Source organism: Acidipropionibacterium jensenii DSM 20535, assembly GCF_000425285.1.
Classification (GTDB): Bacteria; Actinomycetota; Actinomycetes; order Propionibacteriales; family Propionibacteriaceae; genus Acidipropionibacterium; species Acidipropionibacterium jensenii.
Window position 1 is genome coordinate 1 of sequence record NZ_AUDD01000036.1, and the last position, 14,715, is coordinate 14,715.

The window sequence follows — 14,715 nt, forward strand, 5'->3', positions numbered from 1 at the left end:
CAAGAAGCTGCGCCATCGCCTGTTCGCCATCCCCGCCACCCTCGCCCGGAGCGGCCGGCGCGTCATCCTGCACGTCTCGGATCGCCAACCATGGGTCGACACCGTGGTCGCCGCAGTCGGCGTGCTGCGGGGCCTGCCCGCCCCCGCGGGATAGCCCCCGGTATGCACCTTGACCGCCCACCATCTGAAAGAACCCCACGGCCCGGACAGCCCGACCCCCGCAGCGACATGCGGCGAACCGTCGCACCCGCCTGCCAGAATCAATGCTCAGTTCGACGACACAGCCGCCGAACCCCCACCCAGCAGCCACCCATGAAAAATCGAGGTTAGTGGCGCTCGCGCCCGGAGTGGGGTCCGCCGCTCCGGAATCTGCCCAGGCGGTGAGAGATGACGAGGTCAGCAGGAGAGCGAGCCCGGTGGCGGTTCCGGCTACGGTTCGCCGCCAGATATGAACTGTGGGCATGGAGTGAACCTCAAGAATTCCTGGGACGAGAAACAGGGGACGTATCGCCCGATGCCGTGGCGGTGGCACTGGGTGTTCCACCGCCACGGAAGAGGTGAGAAGAAGTGATGCAACTCAGCTGGTGCGAACCCGCAAAGGGCTCGGTGGTCTGCGTGAGAGTCGTGCTACCGGCGGTCAGTGTGAGCTTCCACTTGTAGCAACCGGTGCTGGTCACCGTCGGGCTCGTGGTGAAGTTCGCCACGCTGCTGGTGACGCTTCCCGATGCCACCTTGCCGGAGAGCGGATTGAACGTGCCGCTCATGCCCGGCTCGCAGTACGTGAAGTTGTTCTGCCCGTTGATCAGTGGTGCCGTCCCCAGCAGCTGAGCAGTGATCGTGCCCGAGGGCACATCCCCGATCACCGCGATGGGCTTCGTCGTCGAGTTGACCGTCGAATCCGCGCCCTTGGCCGAGAGTGAAGCCGCCGTGCTGGTGGTGGTCCCCACATTGACTGCCGCGGTGCTGGTGCTGCCGGCGTTGTCGTAGCTGCGCAGGCCCAGCAGCGGTGGCACCGACTGAGTGGTCGACATCATGTCATTCCACCCCGACGTTCCAGGCGTGATAGCACCCGTGCTGGTCTGATTGCTGGTGAACACCGACTGCGCCGCCACTGCCGTCGCCTGGAGTGTGGCGTCCCCGGTACGGAACGCCCCCGGAGCGGCCCACGCCGTCGAGTTGATGTTCGCCACCGTCGGCGTGGACCCGTCGTAGGTCAGCCCCCATCCAGCGGCATTGGCAACTTTCTGGGCCGCCAGTCGCGCCTTGAGGTTGGCGATCGCAGTGGTCTTGGCCGAGGAGGAGTCGTTGACGTAAGACAGGGCGGTGAGCATCAGCCCGCACGTGTCGGTGTCGGGGAAGTAGCTCGAATTGCTCGTCGACCAGTTCAGCGCCACTTGGTACAGCTCACTGGGAATCGGCTTACCGGCCCTGGCCAGGGCGATGATCGCCAACGCCTGGTTCGTTGCGTACTGGTTAAACGTGTGCGAGTTAGAGATCACATTGAGGTATGTGGTGAGGTTCGTCGACGTGCTCGGCGTCTGGCCGGCCGACATGAGGGAGATCGCCACCTTGGCACAGCCGCCGATATTCGGCGACGCGGTCCCCTGACCGCAATAGGTGTCAGCTTTGGTCGAATTCTGGACGAAGTCCTGATTCATCGCGTCCAAGGCAGTCGTGGTGAGTGACTGATCTCCTCCGTTGTACTTCACCGCATTCAGTCCGATATAGCCGTCGAGCTCTTGACCGAGCTGGCCCGCCGACTGACCAGTCAGCGTGCCAACATTGGTCGAAATGTACGTGGCACCCTTGTTCGCCTGCGTAATGTGTTTTCCGGGCGTCGGGTCGGCCCACGCGGCCACCGGCTGGTAGGCGGTAGCCAGGCTCACCGTCACCGCCAGCGCCGCGATGGACTTTGTCATGGTCTTGCGCTTCATCATTCCTCCTCGAAAATATGACGAATTTGTAATTGGTTCTTTATTCGGATCCTCGGGAGGCACACGTCAACTGTCCTCGATCCGGGACGGACTGCTCCTTGAGTATCACTGTCCGAGCGGTGTCCGGATCAATTCAGCACAACCGGTTCCCGCTCTGACAGCCAATCCACTACGACGTGGTCGTGCGGGAGTTACGAGGCGCAGCCGTTCGTGGTCGGGGACGCCGTGCAGACCGGGTTGCCCGTCAAGTACACGTTGGGGCCAAAATTCATTCCGGAGAGCGGCGTTGCATCGGTGATCTTGTTGTTCCTCAGGTCGGCAATTTCCAGCGCCAGCTTGCCGAGCGGCGTGATGTCAACAATCTGATTGTCATTGGCCGTGAGGTATAGAAGGCCAGTCAAGCTCGCAAGCGGTGTGATATCGCTGATCTGATTGCCACTGACATCGAGGTTAAAGAGCTGGTCATGATCGGAAAGCGGCGTGAGGTGAACAATCTTATTGTTGCTGAGTTTAGCATATTGGAGTTGGTCGATATTCGCAAGTGGCGTGAGATCACTGATCTGGTTGCCATTAACAGAGAGCGACTGCAGATTCACCAAGTTGCTGAGCGGTGCGAGATCACTGATCCGATTGCCATCGGCATAGAACTCCAGCAGATTCACCGTCTTACTGAGCGGTGCGATATTACTGACATGGTTGTCGATGATGTCAAGTATGGTGAGCTTGGTGAGCGTTGAAAGGGGTGCGAGATCACTGATCTGGTTGCCTCTTACGCTGAGAAATGTCAGGTTGGTGAACGCCTCGAGCCCACTGAGGTCCGAGATAGTCCCACTGTTGTCCGCACTACCGCAGGAGAGAGACGTGAAGGAAAGGGCGTCATCTTTTGTCACCGGGGCACCCGAATCATGACCCAGTGCCTTGTTGGCACAGGCCAGGAGAGTCCTGTCCGGAATCTTGACACTCGCCTTCCCCACCGTCAGCGCCGAGGTCGCCGACGTGAGAGCAGGAGCGCCGCTCCACCCGTCCAGAACGACGCGGTACGTGAAACTCCCCTCCGCCCTCGGGGTGAACTTCACACTCGCAATCCCCGAAGCGTCCAGCGCACCCCTACCCACCGCCGACCACGCGCCTGTGCCGTCCTGAACCTGAAGCTCAACCTTCCGGCCCACACGAGCAGGAGCCGACGACACCGTCACTGTCACCTCCGAACTCGCCGCGGACGCCGACGGCAGAGTGAGCTTCACCGTCTGATCCAGTGGCTTCACCGTCACCGGCGTCGTGCCCGTCTGCCCATACCGCACACCCTGGTACGTCGCCACCGGGGCAAACGCCCGCAGGGTGTCATTCGAGCCCGTGTGCACCGTGAACCGGAACTTCCCGGTCGCCGCGGTATTACCGGAAAAGATCGTTCTCCACGAATCCCCGACCTTCTTCTGCAGCACCACCGGCCGCACGAACTGCGTCGGAACTCCGGAGTAGAAATTGAACCGCTCCAACTTGATCGGATTCGCCGGGTCCAGCGTCGTGCCCGACGCTGCCGCCGCCGGAGTCGGCGTCACGATCTGGGGGGCGGCGACCAGACCACCGACCACCAGAGCCGAGGCGGCCGCAACAGCCACTGGAATTCGGGTACCACGAGACGCACACACACTGCGCGGCGGGGATGACAAGGGCATGACACAGCCACTTTCTGTATGACGGCTTTCGCGGCCGTACGACCAACAGTTAGCGCCAGGTGGTCTTCGGACTCGGCCTCATCCCTGCACCAGAACCTTCCCAGCCGGGTGCTCTCACACCCTGCCAGTGGTCAACTCGTCTCCGAGCCAGTGCCAGTCAGCCATACCGCTGCGCGTCAGCTCCGGCATCTCACCGGATTCCCTTAACCTGACAGAGCGGAGTGTACACCGGATTTGACACAGCACACACTTAGGGCCCAACAGATATCCTGCTCTTCGCATATGAGATGCGACGACCTCACCATGGCAGAACCCCATCGGGAGAAGCTGTCTCCTCGCGGAATGTGGTGCGCGCCGGAGGCGGCCATGCTCAGCCATCTGCCCGTGACCCAGGTTGCGGCGAGACCTTCCCGTCATTTGGAGCCTGCGATCATGCTGCTCGTCGCGCTCAACTGCGTCCTCTTCGCGATGCCGATGGCGATGGAGATGTGAGCCTGTCTGGTCGGCGAGCCGGTCTGACCGGTCGGCGTGGTCACTCAGCCCGTCAGCCTCGTCGTTCAGCCGGCCAGGCAGGTCGGGCGCCCTCGTCGTTCAATCCGCGTCGGCCCCGGCCAGACCGTTCTGATAGGCGCTCACCAACGGCAGGAACACCTCGTCGACGATGGTCGTGATCGACTCCTCACTGAGGGGGTGCATGGTCATCAGGACCTCGCCACGCAGCAGTTCGAAGGGCAGCCCGGTGACGCGCGGGGGCAGGTCGACGGTGATCTCCCCGCGCCCTCGCGCCCTGGCGATGATGGTCTCGACGGTGAGCCGGGTGCCGCCGATGGCTTTCGCACGCAGCTCGGCGAAGCTGATCGGTGAACCGTCCAGCACCACGCCGAGGCTGCCGAACACAGAGATGAAGCGGAACCGCTTCCTGTTGCCCTCGTGGAGCAGGCAGATCATCTCGTCACGCAGCGACCCCAGGTCGGGGACGACCAACGGGTCGCCCAGCAGCTGGCGGTGAAGGGTCGCGACGAGGAGTTCCTGGCGTGAGGGCCATCTTCGGTAGAGCACCGGTTTGGAGGTGTGCGCCCGGGCGGCGACGGCATCGAAGGTGAACCCGGCGACCCCCGCCTCGAGCACCTGGTCCCATGCGGCGTCTAGGATCGCCGCCTCCAGGACGGCTCCTCGGCGTCGCGTCCCGGCCTGCCCGGTTGCGCTGTCGGTCATCGTCAACCCCTCCTTTACGATCCTCTTGCGTATCTTATCCGATCGACGTAGGCTCCTCTCGTCCTTGAAGATACTCGTCCGTATCTAATGGATGGCATCGTGCCATGAGAGGAGAACCATGGGCATCAACACGTCCCGGAGGTCCGCCACGACGACGGGACTCGGACCACTGGTCACCGGCATCATCCTTGGCGGGATGATGCCGGTGATGGACTCGACCATCGTCTCGATCGGACTCCACACCCTGATGGAGACCTTCGCCACCACCGCGTCCACCATCCAGTGGGTCACCACCTCCTACCTGTTGGCGCTGGCGGTGGCCGTGCCCGTGGTCGGATGGGCTCAGCTGCGGTTCGGCAGCCGACGACTGTGGCTCTTCGGTCTCATCACCTTCGTCATCGGCTCGGTGCTGTGCTCCCTGGCCTGGAACTCCGTCTCCCTCATCGCCTTCCGCGCCGTGCAGGGATTCGCCGCCGGCATCCTCATGCCGCTCATGCAGACGATGGCCGTCCAGGAGGGGATCGAGGAGCTCGGCGGACTGGTGGCGACGCTGTCGCTGCCGATCGCCGCGGGTCCCATCCTCGGCCCGGTGCTCGGCGGACTGGTGCTCAACTGGATGTCCTGGCACTGGCTGTTCCTCATCAATGTGCCGATCGGAATCGCTGCGATCGTGGTCGCGGTGGCTGTACTTCCGGCTGACAGCCCCGTGCCGAGCACCGGGCGGAGGGGCCTGGACGTCGTGGGCTTCCTGTCGGTGGCCGGCGGGCTGGCCGCCCTGCTGCTGGGGTTCACCAACATTGCCCGGGCCGGCGGTGCCAACCATCCCGATGTCGTCATTCCGGTGGCGGCCGGCCTGTGTCTGATCGCCTTCTTCGTCTGGTGGCCGCGCACCCGCGACCCCCGCCGCACTCTGATCGACATCACCCTGCTGCGTTTCCGGTCGGTGGCCTCCGCGTCGGGAACCCTGTTCCTGTGCGGCGCGGCGATGTACGCCGCACAGTTCCTGCTCCCCCTCTACTGGCAGGCGCTGCGCGGTGAGACGGTGCTCCGGGCGGCCCTGCTGCTGGTCCCCCAGGGCATTGGGTCGCTGCTCAGCCGGACGATCGCCGGCAAACTCAGCGATCGCTTCGGGGCGCGCATCGTCTCTCTGGTCGGCTTCCTGCTGACCGCCGTCACCACCGTTCCGTTCTGCTTCACCACGGCGACCACGAGCAATGTCCTGCTCTCCGGCGTCCTGCTACTGCGCGGCCTGGCGATCGGAACCCTCCTCATCCCGGCCATGACGGCCGCCTACCACGACATCGACGAGGCATCGACCCCGCACGCATCGATCCTCACCCGGGTGACTCAGCAGGTCGGCACGTCGGTGGGCACCGCACTGGCCGCGGTGGTCTTGGAGTCGGCAGTCACCACCCATCACCTGAGCGGGCTGCAGGGGTTCCACTGGGCCTTCGGGACGGCGGTGGCGATCAGCCTCCTCGGGGCGCTGGTCTCCTTGTGGCTGCCGGGAGGGACTGATGCCCGTCCAGTTGCTGAAACCGAGGCCGAGCTCTCCGGATCGGTGACCCCTGGGCGGTGATCACCGGTAGACGCCCGGTTCGGGGCGAACGGGATCCTGTCGTCGACACTGCGGAGACAGGGCGACGGATACAGGAAGGCCGCCGCCCCCGGAGGACGGTTGCAGGAAGGCCGCCGCCCCCAGACCACGCATGCAGGCAAAAGGCACGGATGCAGTGGAGCTCCACTGCATCCGTGACATTTCCCTGCATCCGTGGGGCGCACCTGGCTGTCGAGTGGCTTCCACGGCCAGGCACCAAAGCAATTCTCCTGCACCCGTGCCTGTCCGAGACAGTTTCACTGCATCCGTGGAGGAGGGCCCCGGGGCGGACGCCGTCACATCGGCCGGACAGATCCTCAGTGCATGTGAAGCCCGGTCTCCTCGACACCCGCGACACCCACCTTCAGGCACGCTGGAGCACGCACCCCGACCACACGCCCGTCTGCCGACCACACAGGCGCACACTTCTCAGCTCCGCACGGATTTCCTCGCACAGATGTCCTCCGGACCACACGTCCGGAGGACCCGCCACGGGGACCTACTTGAGCCAGGTGTTGCCCGGCAGATTGTTGAGCTTCCTGATGTCGAGCTGGGGCTTGATACCACTCCTGGGCTGAAGCCCGTAGGCCTCCAGGGATGCCCGGATGTACTCCGCCCCATCGATGTTGAGTGGCCCGGAGGTCCACATCGCGTAGGGCAGGTTGACGAACCGGCCCTCCTTCACGGCCTTGAGGTTCTTACTGGCCGGGTTCGACTTCAGCAGGGCGACCTTCTGCTGGAAGGTCTGCGGCGGATAGTCGACGAAATAGATGACGTCAGGATTGGCCTTCGTGATGCGCTCCCATGAGACGGCAGTCCAGGTGTCCTTCACATCAGCCAGGGCATTCTTGGCTCCTGCGGCGTCCATCATCGCCTGCGGAGCGCCGAAGGAACCACTGGAGAAGATGGTGTCCGACCCGGAGTCGAAGAGGAAGGCCACCGGCTCCTTGGCTGCTCGCGGTGCAGCCTCCAGGGCCTTGCGGCGGGTCTCGATGTCAGCCACCGACTTCTTGGCGACGTCCTTGTGCCCGGTGATGGCACCAATGTTGGTGATGTCGGTGGTCAGTGCCGTCCACGGCGGCATGGTGCCACGGTCCCCATTGGCCTGCTTGCAGGACTCGCTCAGCAGATAGGTGTCGATCCCCTTGTCATTGAGCATGTCGGGGGTGAGGTTCTTCTCCTCACTGAACCCGTAGTTCCATCCTGCGAAGACGACCTGCGGGTTGGCCGCCAGGATGTTCTCCAAGGACGGGTACTTGGGCGCCACCGAGCGCAGCTGCTTGACGCCGTCACCGTACTTGAGGGAGATGACCTCCTTGTCGCGCTCGAGGCTGCTCACCGCGACGAGGTCCTTCTCGGCCCCGGCAGCCAGTGAGATGGAGATGATGTTGCCGTCATTGGCGAAGAGCTTGGTGGTCCGCGGGTAGGTCTTCTTCTGCCCGCAGTTGGTGACGGTGACCGCTCCGGGGGAGGCCTATGCGGAGGCGGCGGACGACGTCTCACTCGCCCCCGATCCACAACCGACGAGGAGCATCGTCAGAGCGACGATGCCTGCCGGCACGACACATGATTTCCTCATGACTGGTCCTTTCTTCTGCTGATGAGTAGGTGAGGTTGCTGGGTGGTCGGATTCATGAACTGTTGGGCGTCGACCTCGAATGCCTGATCCATCAGGGTGTGGTTGATCACCTCAACGGGGTCTCCGAAGGCCCACAGCCGTCCCTCGTGGAGGACGGCGACCAAGTCGAAGTGGCGCAGCACCGAGTCGATGTCATGGATTGCCGCGATGACGGTGCCCTGCAGATCACCGATGAGATCCAGAAGTCTGAGCTGCCAGGCGATGTCCAGATGATTCGTCGGCTCGTCGAGGATCAGCACCGGGCACTCCTGGGCGAGCCCTCGGGCGATCATTGCCCGACGTCGTTCCCCACCCGAAAGGTGGTCGCAGGGCGATCCGATCCGCTTCTCCAGGCCGACGGCCGTCAGCGATTCGACGACGATGCGCTCCTCAGATGCGGTGTCGATCGCCCACGGAGGTCGGTGCGGAATGCGTCCGAGGGCCACCATCTCGCCCAGTCGGAGCTCGGCGGGAGGCACCTCCTCCTGGCTGACGAAGGAGATCATGCGGGCACGTTCACGGGCCTTGATCCGCTGAACGGCCCTGCCGTCGAGGGTGACGGACCCGGACACTGCGGGGTTGATGCCGGCCAGCGCCCTCAACAGGGTCGATTTTCCAGACCCGTTGGTCCCCACCAGCGCGAGCTTGGCTCCGGCGGGGACGTCGAAGGTGACGCCGGACACGACGGTCCTGCCTCCCACCGCAGCGCTGACACCCGAGACCTTCATGTCGGGTGTACTGACCGAATGTGCGTCCTCTCGCCTCATGCGTCTCTCCCGCCGAAGGCGTACTTGCGGCGGCCCATCAGGATGAGGAAGACGGGTGCGCCGATGACTCCGGTGACCACGCCCCGTGGGATCTCCTGTGGACGGGCGACCACCCTGGAGATGACGTCGACCCAGACCATGAAGAGGGAGCCTGCCGCGGCCGCCACCGGCAGCATCCGTCGGTGAGTCGCCCCGACCAGGATCCGGGCGGCGTGCGGCAGGATCAGGCCGACGAAACCGATCCCGCCAGACACCGCCACCAGAGCCCCGATCAGGATGCCGAGGGCCACGAACAGTCCTGTTCTCAGAGCACCGGTGCGCACGCCCAGCGCCGCAGCGGTTTCGGGACCGGCTGCCAGCGCGTCGAGCCAGTTGTGGATCGCCATCATTCCGAGTCCGACCACGATCAGAGCCCCTGCAGGAAGGATGAGTCGTTGCCAGGTCGCCCCGGCCACTGATCCGAGCATCCAGAACATCACCGAGTTGGCGGCCCGGTCATCGTCGGACAGGAACACCATGAATGACGCGATGGAGGAGAAAGCCGACGAGAGCACCACCCCGGACAGCACCATCCGCAGCGGTGTCAGCCCGCCCTGGGCCTTCGAGATGAGGTAGACGGCGGCCGCCGAGCCCATCGCCCCGATCAGAGCACCTCCCGACAGCGCCCAGCTGCCCATGCGGCCGAGCAGTCCCATCGTGATCACTGCGGTCGCCCCGACCGATGCGCCCGAGGAGATGCCCAGCAGGTAGGGGTCGGCCAACGGGTTGCGTACCAGGGTCTGCATCCCTGCGCCGCCGATCGACAGGCCTGCTCCGACGATCAGAGCGAGTAGGGCGCGGGGCAGTCTCAGATCCCAGACGATGGTGTCGAAAGGTGAGCTGATCGGATGGCCGGCCAGCCGATCCTCCACGACGTGGATGACCTCGCCCAGCGGGATGTGCTCGGATCCGAAGGCCAACGAGACGACGGTGCTGGCCAGTGCCAGGACCACCAGGAGGATGACGATGGGCAGGACGGGTAGACGCCTACCGGTGGTGGTCATGCCCTCTCACCAGCCGTGTGATGTGCAGCTGCCCAGGCCCCGTAGGAGGTTCTGATCACCGGGCAGTCGGGATGCCGACTCTGGCCCGGATGGCCTGCGGCCCGGGTGGTGGGGGATTGCGACGGTGTGCGCCACCGGCTGGGCGGCACTCCGCCCGCGTCCCCGCATTGAGGGAGCTTCTCGACGTCCGATTTGTCGGAACGGGGGCGTGCATCAGCACTGGTGACCATGACGGCTTCAGACTCTCGATCGGGGGCGCCCAGTCGCGAGACACCCGACGTGCAGTGTGGCCGACAGGTCTTCGGACTCGGTTCATCCGGTGCCGGCACCTTCCCGGGTTCTCACCCAGTGGTCACCGCCGGCATCGTCACCTTCACCGCTGCGCGTCAGTCCCGGACTCTCACCGGGTTCCCTGGTGCCCCAACCGTGGCACGATCGACTCGCGGACAAGCGTGGAACGCCGATCCCCCGGCAGTCTCGGCGGGGTCCTGAGCATGAAGCTCACCCCGGGGCCACCGCCACCTGCGCTCCACACGGACCAGGCCACCAGCGCTCCAGTCGTCTGGAGGATGGACGCCGGGCTTCGGGCCGTGGACGACGGATTTCAGTCGCCGGTCGGTGACACGACGGCCATCAGGCAACGGGCACCGAGCATCGGACCAGGGGCCGGTCGCAGGTCACAGTCGAGGGACGCAGGGAAACCGGAGCCCCCAGACCACGCATGCAGGGAAACCGGAGCCCCCAGACCACGGACGCAGAAAAACTGCAGCCCCGGAGGACGGATGCAGGGAAGCCGCAGCCCCCGGGCCACGCATGCAGGAAAGCCGCAGCCCCCGGCCCACGCATGCAGGGAAACCGCAGCCCCCGGCTCACGCATGCAGGGAAACCGCAGCCCCCGGCTCACGCATGCAGGAAAACGGCCGACACCGAGGGACGGATGCAGGAAAACTGGAGCCCCCAGACCACACATGCAGGCAAAAGGCACGGATGCAGTGGAGCTCCACTGCATCCGTGACATTTCCCTGCATCTGTGCTTGCCCCGAACAGTTTCCCTGCATCCGTGCTGTCCCAATGCATCCATTTGACTGCATCCGTGGAGCGGACCCGGGCCAAGTCCCTTGGGGTGGTGCCTTTTCCCTGCATCTGTGCTTGTCCCGGGACAGATTCGCTGCATCCGTGGGGCGCACCTGGCTGTCGAGCGGCTTCCATGGCCCGGCACCAGAGCAATTCTCCTGCACCCGTGCCTGACCGAGGTGATCTCCCTGCACCCGTGCCTGACCGAGGTGATCTCCCTGCACCCGTGCCTGACCGAGGTGATCTCCCTGCACCCGTGCCTGTCCGAGCCAATTTCCCTGCATTCATGGAGGAGACGCCCGGCCAAGTAGCACGCCATCAGCCTCGTCATTCCCCTCATGACCCCGCCGCATCGGACATTGCCCAGCGTCAACGCGGGGCGACAGCGGCCCGGTGACACCCGCCCCAGTCGCCCGGGAGCTGGGACTGTGACGGTCGCGATCCTCAGCCGTGCCTTCACCTCAAGGCACCTGAAGCCGTCCGGGACATACCCGAATGATCAATCCTGGACTCGTGAGCCACGTTCAAGCGAGAGAGTTCCGCACGGCTCATCACACCCTTGGGGGTGTGATGGATGGTGGCGAACCGGAGGATCGTGGAAGAACTGTTTCTGTTGACACGAATCACGGGAGAGCCCATGACTGAAGGCGAGATTTCGGAGACCTCGAGAATGACCCTGAACGAAGGACAGGACGGCATTCCCGGCACTGAGGAGGGCATCCCTCCCGCCGAGGACACCCAGCACGTGACGCAGGGCCCGCCCCGCGACTACACCGGCAAGACTGGCGGCGATCCAGACCAGCCAGACCAGCCAAACCAGACGCAGAGCGCCTCCCAGTGACAGCTGGCAGTCTGCCGAAGGGCGTGTGGCCCGGCTCCCGGTGACCACGGTCCGGGCGAGACAGCAATCCGGATTGCTCGGGAGGCATCACCGGCTCCGAGCTGGCATCGAGCCCGACAGCGGTCCGTCAACGTCGGACGGCGGCCTCGAGATCGGCCGGACTGCTGACCCGCCTGGACAGCAGAGACCTGGCGATCTCCACCCCGATGTCGACCCGCCACAGCAGGACCCCGACCGTCCGACCAGCTCGAAGATAGGCGACGACGCGACCGCCTCCTGCCATCGGGGTGGCGACTGTGTCCAGGGCCGGATCCAGCTGCCCGATCCCCTGCCAGTCGATGCCCAGGACCCGGGAGTGGATGTACGGCGTGTAGTCATAGGGCTCGGGGTCGCCGGCCATGGCGCGTCCTGCGGCCCGACCCATCGTCTGAGCATTGTCGACGTGCTCCACGCGGGTTGATCCCAGCACAGCATCTCGGTATCGGGCGATGTCCCCGGCGGCCCAGATCGACGGATCAGAGGTGCGCAGGTGGGCGTCGACGAGTATCCCGTCGCCGACCCTCAGGCCGGCATCGCGCGCCATCTCGGCGTCGGGCACGCAACCGAGACCTGCCACCGCGCCATCAACGGTGAGCTGCCGGCCGTCGTCGAGGATGGCCGTCACCCCCTCCCACCGCCCGTTCCCTCCCGGGCCACGGCGTCCCACCCGGCGGACCCGATGACCGCAGATCAGGTGGACCCCGGAGTCGACGAACCGCTGGTGGTACTCCCGGGCGGCATCGAGGGGGAACATCGTGTCTCCCAGCACCTGACCCGGCAGGACGAGGGTGACTCGGCGGCCATGGCCCACGAGGGCCGCCGCGAGCTCCGCACCGATGTATCCGCCGCCGATCACCAAAAAGCTGTCCCTGCTCAAGGACAGGCTCATCAACTGTCGGTAGTCCTCGGCACTGCGGTAGTAGATGACCGATCCAGGTTCCGTGTCGGGAAGCGTCCTGGGGGTCAGTCCGGTGGCCAGCAGGAGGTGCTGGTACCCAAAGGTCTCGCCTCGGTCGGTGACGACCTGTTGATCCTTCGGAAGAATCCGCGCGACCCTGGTCGCGAGATGAAGGTCGGCGTCAGTGCTCTCTCGCGTCCTCAGCAGGGCTCGATGCCAGGGGAAGTGCCGATCGGTCCACAGATTCTTGCTGAGCGCCGGCCGTGCGTAGGGAGGGTCGGTGTCTGCACTGAGAATGCCCAGCGTGCCTTCCTCGTCGAGCTCCCGAATTCCGCGCGCTGCTGCGTCGGCGGCCATGCCGCCGCCCACAATCAGGTAGTCGTAGTGCGTCATCTGCGCTCCTTGCCAGCGATTCGGGTGAAATCAGTGATAAGCGCTCCGGGGGCGCAGGTGTGTCTGTTGGCCGCCGGTGGGGTCAGGGGCTCGGGCTGCCGCCGTTGACGTTGAGTGTCTCACCAACCACATAGCTCGACTCGGCAGAGGTGAGGAAGACATAAGCGGGCGCCAGCTCTGTGGGCTGTCCAGCCCTGCCCAGAGGGGTGTTCTGGCCGAATGAGGGCAGGGCCTCGGTGGGCTGGCCGTCCGATACCTGAAGGGGCGTCCAGATCGGTCCGGGCGCCACCGCATTGACCCTGATCCCGCGCGGAGCCACCTGCTGCGCCAACCCCTTGGTGAAATTGTTGATGGCCGCCTTGGTGGATGCGTAGTCCAACAGGTGAGGACTTGGCCGGTACGCCTGGATTGACGTCGAGTTGACGATGGTGGAGCCGGGTGCGAGGTGGCGTAGCGCAGCCCGTGCAATGCGGAACTGGGCCAGGATATTGACCTCGAACGTGGCGTCGAGCTGCTCGTCGGTGAGATCTTCCAGACGATCCACTGAGATTTGCTTACCGGCATTGTTGACCAGTGCGTCAAGGCCTCCGAGCTCAGATGCGGCCTTCTCCACCACCTCTGAGCAGAAGACTGCCTTGGCGAGGTCTCCGGGAATGGTGACAGCACGCCGTCCCGCCGCCGCAATGATCTCGGCGACCCTCACGGCGTCCTCCTCCTCGGCCGGCAGGTAGGAGATCGCCACATCCGCTCCCTCCCGGGCGAAGGCGATCGCGACAGCGGCCCCGATCCCAGAGTCGGCGCCGGTGATGAGAGCTCTGCGACCCTCCAGACGCCCGGTGCCCCGATAGCTGTTCTCGCCGCGGTCAGCGGGAGGGCTCAGATGCAGGTCCAAACCCGGTTCCGGCTGGGACTGCTGCGGCGGCGAGATGGCCGGGTACCGGGTCACCGGGTTCTGGAACGTGAGCTGGGTGGTCTCGGTCATTGAGGTCATTTGGGTGGCCTTTCTCAAAGTCTCAGAGGAACGCATCCGACGGTCGTCGCCGACTCCCCGGACACTCCCGGGATCGCGAAGTGGTATATGACATCACTGCCGATCAAGACACAATCCGACATGTGCTTTCCGACGACAAGAAAGTCAGCTTATTGATTTACGACGTCTTCTGGAAGACAATGTTATACGGCCTCATTTTTATGTCCTCACCCATAGGGGCTCTTCAGGATCCAGGGTGTAGTTGTGGCTTGACTGTGTGTGGATCGGTTGTCACTTCGCTGTGAGGACGGGGTGCGTGGGGAGGGCCCTGCGGAAGGATCGGAGTGTTCAAGTCCCGTTCCTGCACCACAAGGCCCTCATGTCTCACGTTACCTTCACCGCCCCTGACCTGACCACGTTCTGCTGTCTCGATGAGCTGGGCCTGGAGGTGGTCGGCCAGCACATCACCGCCGAGCGGGCCGTGGTGGCCTGCCGGGTGGTCGAGGCTGACGACTGGTGCCGGCGGTGCGGATGCCAGGGCGCTCCGCGTGACACGGTGATCCGGCGCCTGGCCCACACCCCGTGGGGCCATCGGCCCACGATCCTGCAGGTCCGCGTCCGGCGTTACCGGTGCACCGGGTGTGGTCATG

11 protein-coding genes, 2 pseudogenes and 2 riboswitches are annotated in these 14,715 nt (G+C 64.8%); of the genes and pseudogenes, 5 read left to right on the top strand and 8 right to left on the bottom strand.

The genetic code is table 11. The annotated features are described in order from the left end of the window. Nucleotides 1-154, top strand: a pseudogene (locus H590_RS19475) (IS1380 family transposase); the annotation flags it as partial. A gap of 319 nt (nt 155-473) precedes the next feature. Here the strand turns inward: H590_RS19475 and H590_RS17540 are convergent. Together H590_RS17540 and H590_RS17545 are read right to left on the bottom strand one after the other, a co-directional pair. After that, nucleotides 474-1,934, bottom strand: a complete 1,461-nt coding sequence (locus tag H590_RS17540; protein WP_051238626.1) for a hypothetical protein — start codon at nt 1,932-1,934, stop codon at nt 474-476. Nucleotides 1,935-2,125: 191 nt separating this feature from the next. After that, nucleotides 2,126-3,553, bottom strand: a complete 1,428-nt coding sequence (locus tag H590_RS17545; protein ID WP_051238627.1) for a leucine-rich repeat domain-containing protein — start codon at nt 3,551-3,553, stop codon at nt 2,126-2,128. A 98-nt stretch (nt 3,554-3,651) separates the two neighbouring features. Then, nucleotides 3,652-3,837, bottom strand: a riboswitch (cobalamin riboswitch). Nucleotides 3,838-3,913: 76 nt separating this feature from the next. Here H590_RS17545 and H590_RS18505 point away from each other — a divergent pair. Beyond that, nucleotides 3,914-4,102, top strand: a complete 189-nt coding sequence (locus H590_RS18505; protein WP_126412717.1) for a hypothetical protein — start codon at nt 3,914-3,916, stop codon at nt 4,100-4,102. Nucleotides 4,103-4,201: 99 nt separating this feature from the next. On the opposite strand, the gene H590_RS0112940 is transcribed toward H590_RS18505, so the two are convergent. Further along, a complete protein-coding gene (locus tag H590_RS0112940) occupies nt 4,202-4,825 on the bottom strand; it encodes a TetR/AcrR family transcriptional regulator (protein WP_028703851.1) in 624 nt (207 codons plus the stop codon). A 118-nt stretch (nt 4,826-4,943) separates the two neighbouring features. Here H590_RS0112940 and H590_RS0112945 point away from each other — a divergent pair, with 118 nt between their 5' ends. Further along, nucleotides 4,944-6,404 carry an MDR family MFS transporter gene (locus tag H590_RS0112945; protein WP_028703852.1) on the top strand — a complete coding sequence of 487 codons (1,461 nt, stop codon included), beginning with the start codon at nt 4,944-4,946 and terminating at the stop codon, nt 6,402-6,404. A gap of 517 nt (nt 6,405-6,921) precedes the next feature. Here H590_RS0112945 and H590_RS16795 read toward each other — a convergent pair. From H590_RS16795 to H590_RS0112960, 3 genes and pseudogenes are all read right to left on the bottom strand, one after another. Then, nucleotides 6,922-8,001: pseudogene (locus tag H590_RS16795) on the bottom strand (ABC transporter substrate-binding protein). Then, nucleotides 7,998-8,768: an ABC transporter ATP-binding protein gene (locus tag H590_RS0112955; protein ID WP_028703853.1), complete on the bottom strand. Its 771-nt coding sequence runs from the start codon at nt 8,766-8,768 to the stop codon at nt 7,998-8,000. Before H590_RS0112955 ends, H590_RS16795 begins: the two are co-directional and overlap by 4 nt. 35 nt (nt 8,769-8,803) lie before the next feature. After that, nucleotides 8,804-9,850 (bottom strand): FecCD family ABC transporter permease, encoded by a 1,047-nt coding sequence (locus H590_RS0112960; protein WP_028703854.1) that lies wholly within the window; start codon nt 9,848-9,850, stop codon nt 8,804-8,806. 275 nt (nt 9,851-10,125) lie between these two features. Beyond that, nucleotides 10,126-10,305, bottom strand: a riboswitch (cobalamin riboswitch). Nucleotides 10,306-11,561: 1,256 nt separating this feature from the next. On the opposite strand from H590_RS0112960, the gene H590_RS0112965 reads away from it, so the two are divergent. Next, a complete protein-coding gene (locus tag H590_RS0112965; RefSeq protein ID WP_126412716.1) occupies nt 11,562-11,765 on the top strand; it encodes a hypothetical protein in 204 nt (67 codons plus the stop codon). A 127-nt stretch (nt 11,766-11,892) separates the two neighbouring features. Here H590_RS0112965 and H590_RS0112970 read toward each other — a convergent pair whose 3' ends face one another. Next, a complete protein-coding gene (locus H590_RS0112970; protein ID WP_028703856.1) occupies nt 11,893-13,095 on the bottom strand; it encodes an NAD(P)/FAD-dependent oxidoreductase in 1,203 nt (400 codons plus the stop codon). Between the two features lie 82 nt (nt 13,096-13,177). After that, complete coding sequence (locus H590_RS0112975; protein ID WP_028703857.1) at nt 13,178-14,086, bottom strand: SDR family oxidoreductase; 909 nt, start codon at nt 14,084-14,086, stop codon at nt 13,178-13,180. Nucleotides 14,087-14,444: 358 nt separating this feature from the next. Between H590_RS0112975 and H590_RS0112980 the strand changes: the two genes are divergently transcribed. After that, nucleotides 14,445-14,715, top strand: a 271-nt coding sequence (locus H590_RS0112980) for a transposase family protein (protein WP_036982524.1), incomplete at its 3' end; no start/stop codon positions are given.

What these genes read in the sequence shown, in the direction of transcription:
- H590_RS0112945 (WP_028703852.1), top strand. Translation starts at nt 4,944, where the DNA reads ATGGGCATCAACACGTCCCGGAGGTCCGCCACGACGACGGGACTCGGA.
- H590_RS17540 (WP_051238626.1), bottom strand. Translation starts at nt 1,934, where the DNA reads ATGAAGCGCAAGACCATGACAAAGTCCATCGCGGCGCTGGCGGTGACG.
- H590_RS18505 (WP_126412717.1), top strand. Translation starts at nt 3,914, where the DNA reads ATGGCAGAACCCCATCGGGAGAAGCTGTCTCCTCGCGGAATGTGGTGC.
- H590_RS0112970 (WP_028703856.1), bottom strand. Translation starts at nt 13,095, where the DNA reads ATGACGCACTACGACTACCTGATTGTGGGCGGCGGCATGGCCGCCGAC.
- H590_RS0112940 (WP_028703851.1), bottom strand. Translation starts at nt 4,825, where the DNA reads ATGACCGACAGCGCAACCGGGCAGGCCGGGACGCGACGCCGAGGAGCC.
- H590_RS0112965 (WP_126412716.1), top strand. Translation starts at nt 11,562, where the DNA reads ATGACTGAAGGCGAGATTTCGGAGACCTCGAGAATGACCCTGAACGAA.
- H590_RS0112955 (WP_028703853.1), bottom strand. Translation starts at nt 8,768, where the DNA reads ATGAAGGTCTCGGGTGTCAGCGCTGCGGTGGGAGGCAGGACCGTCGTG.
- H590_RS0112960 (WP_028703854.1), bottom strand. Translation starts at nt 9,850, where the DNA reads ATGACCACCACCGGTAGGCGTCTACCCGTCCTGCCCATCGTCATCCTC.
- H590_RS0112975 (WP_028703857.1), bottom strand. Translation starts at nt 14,086, where the DNA reads ATGACCTCAATGACCGAGACCACCCAGCTCACGTTCCAGAACCCGGTG.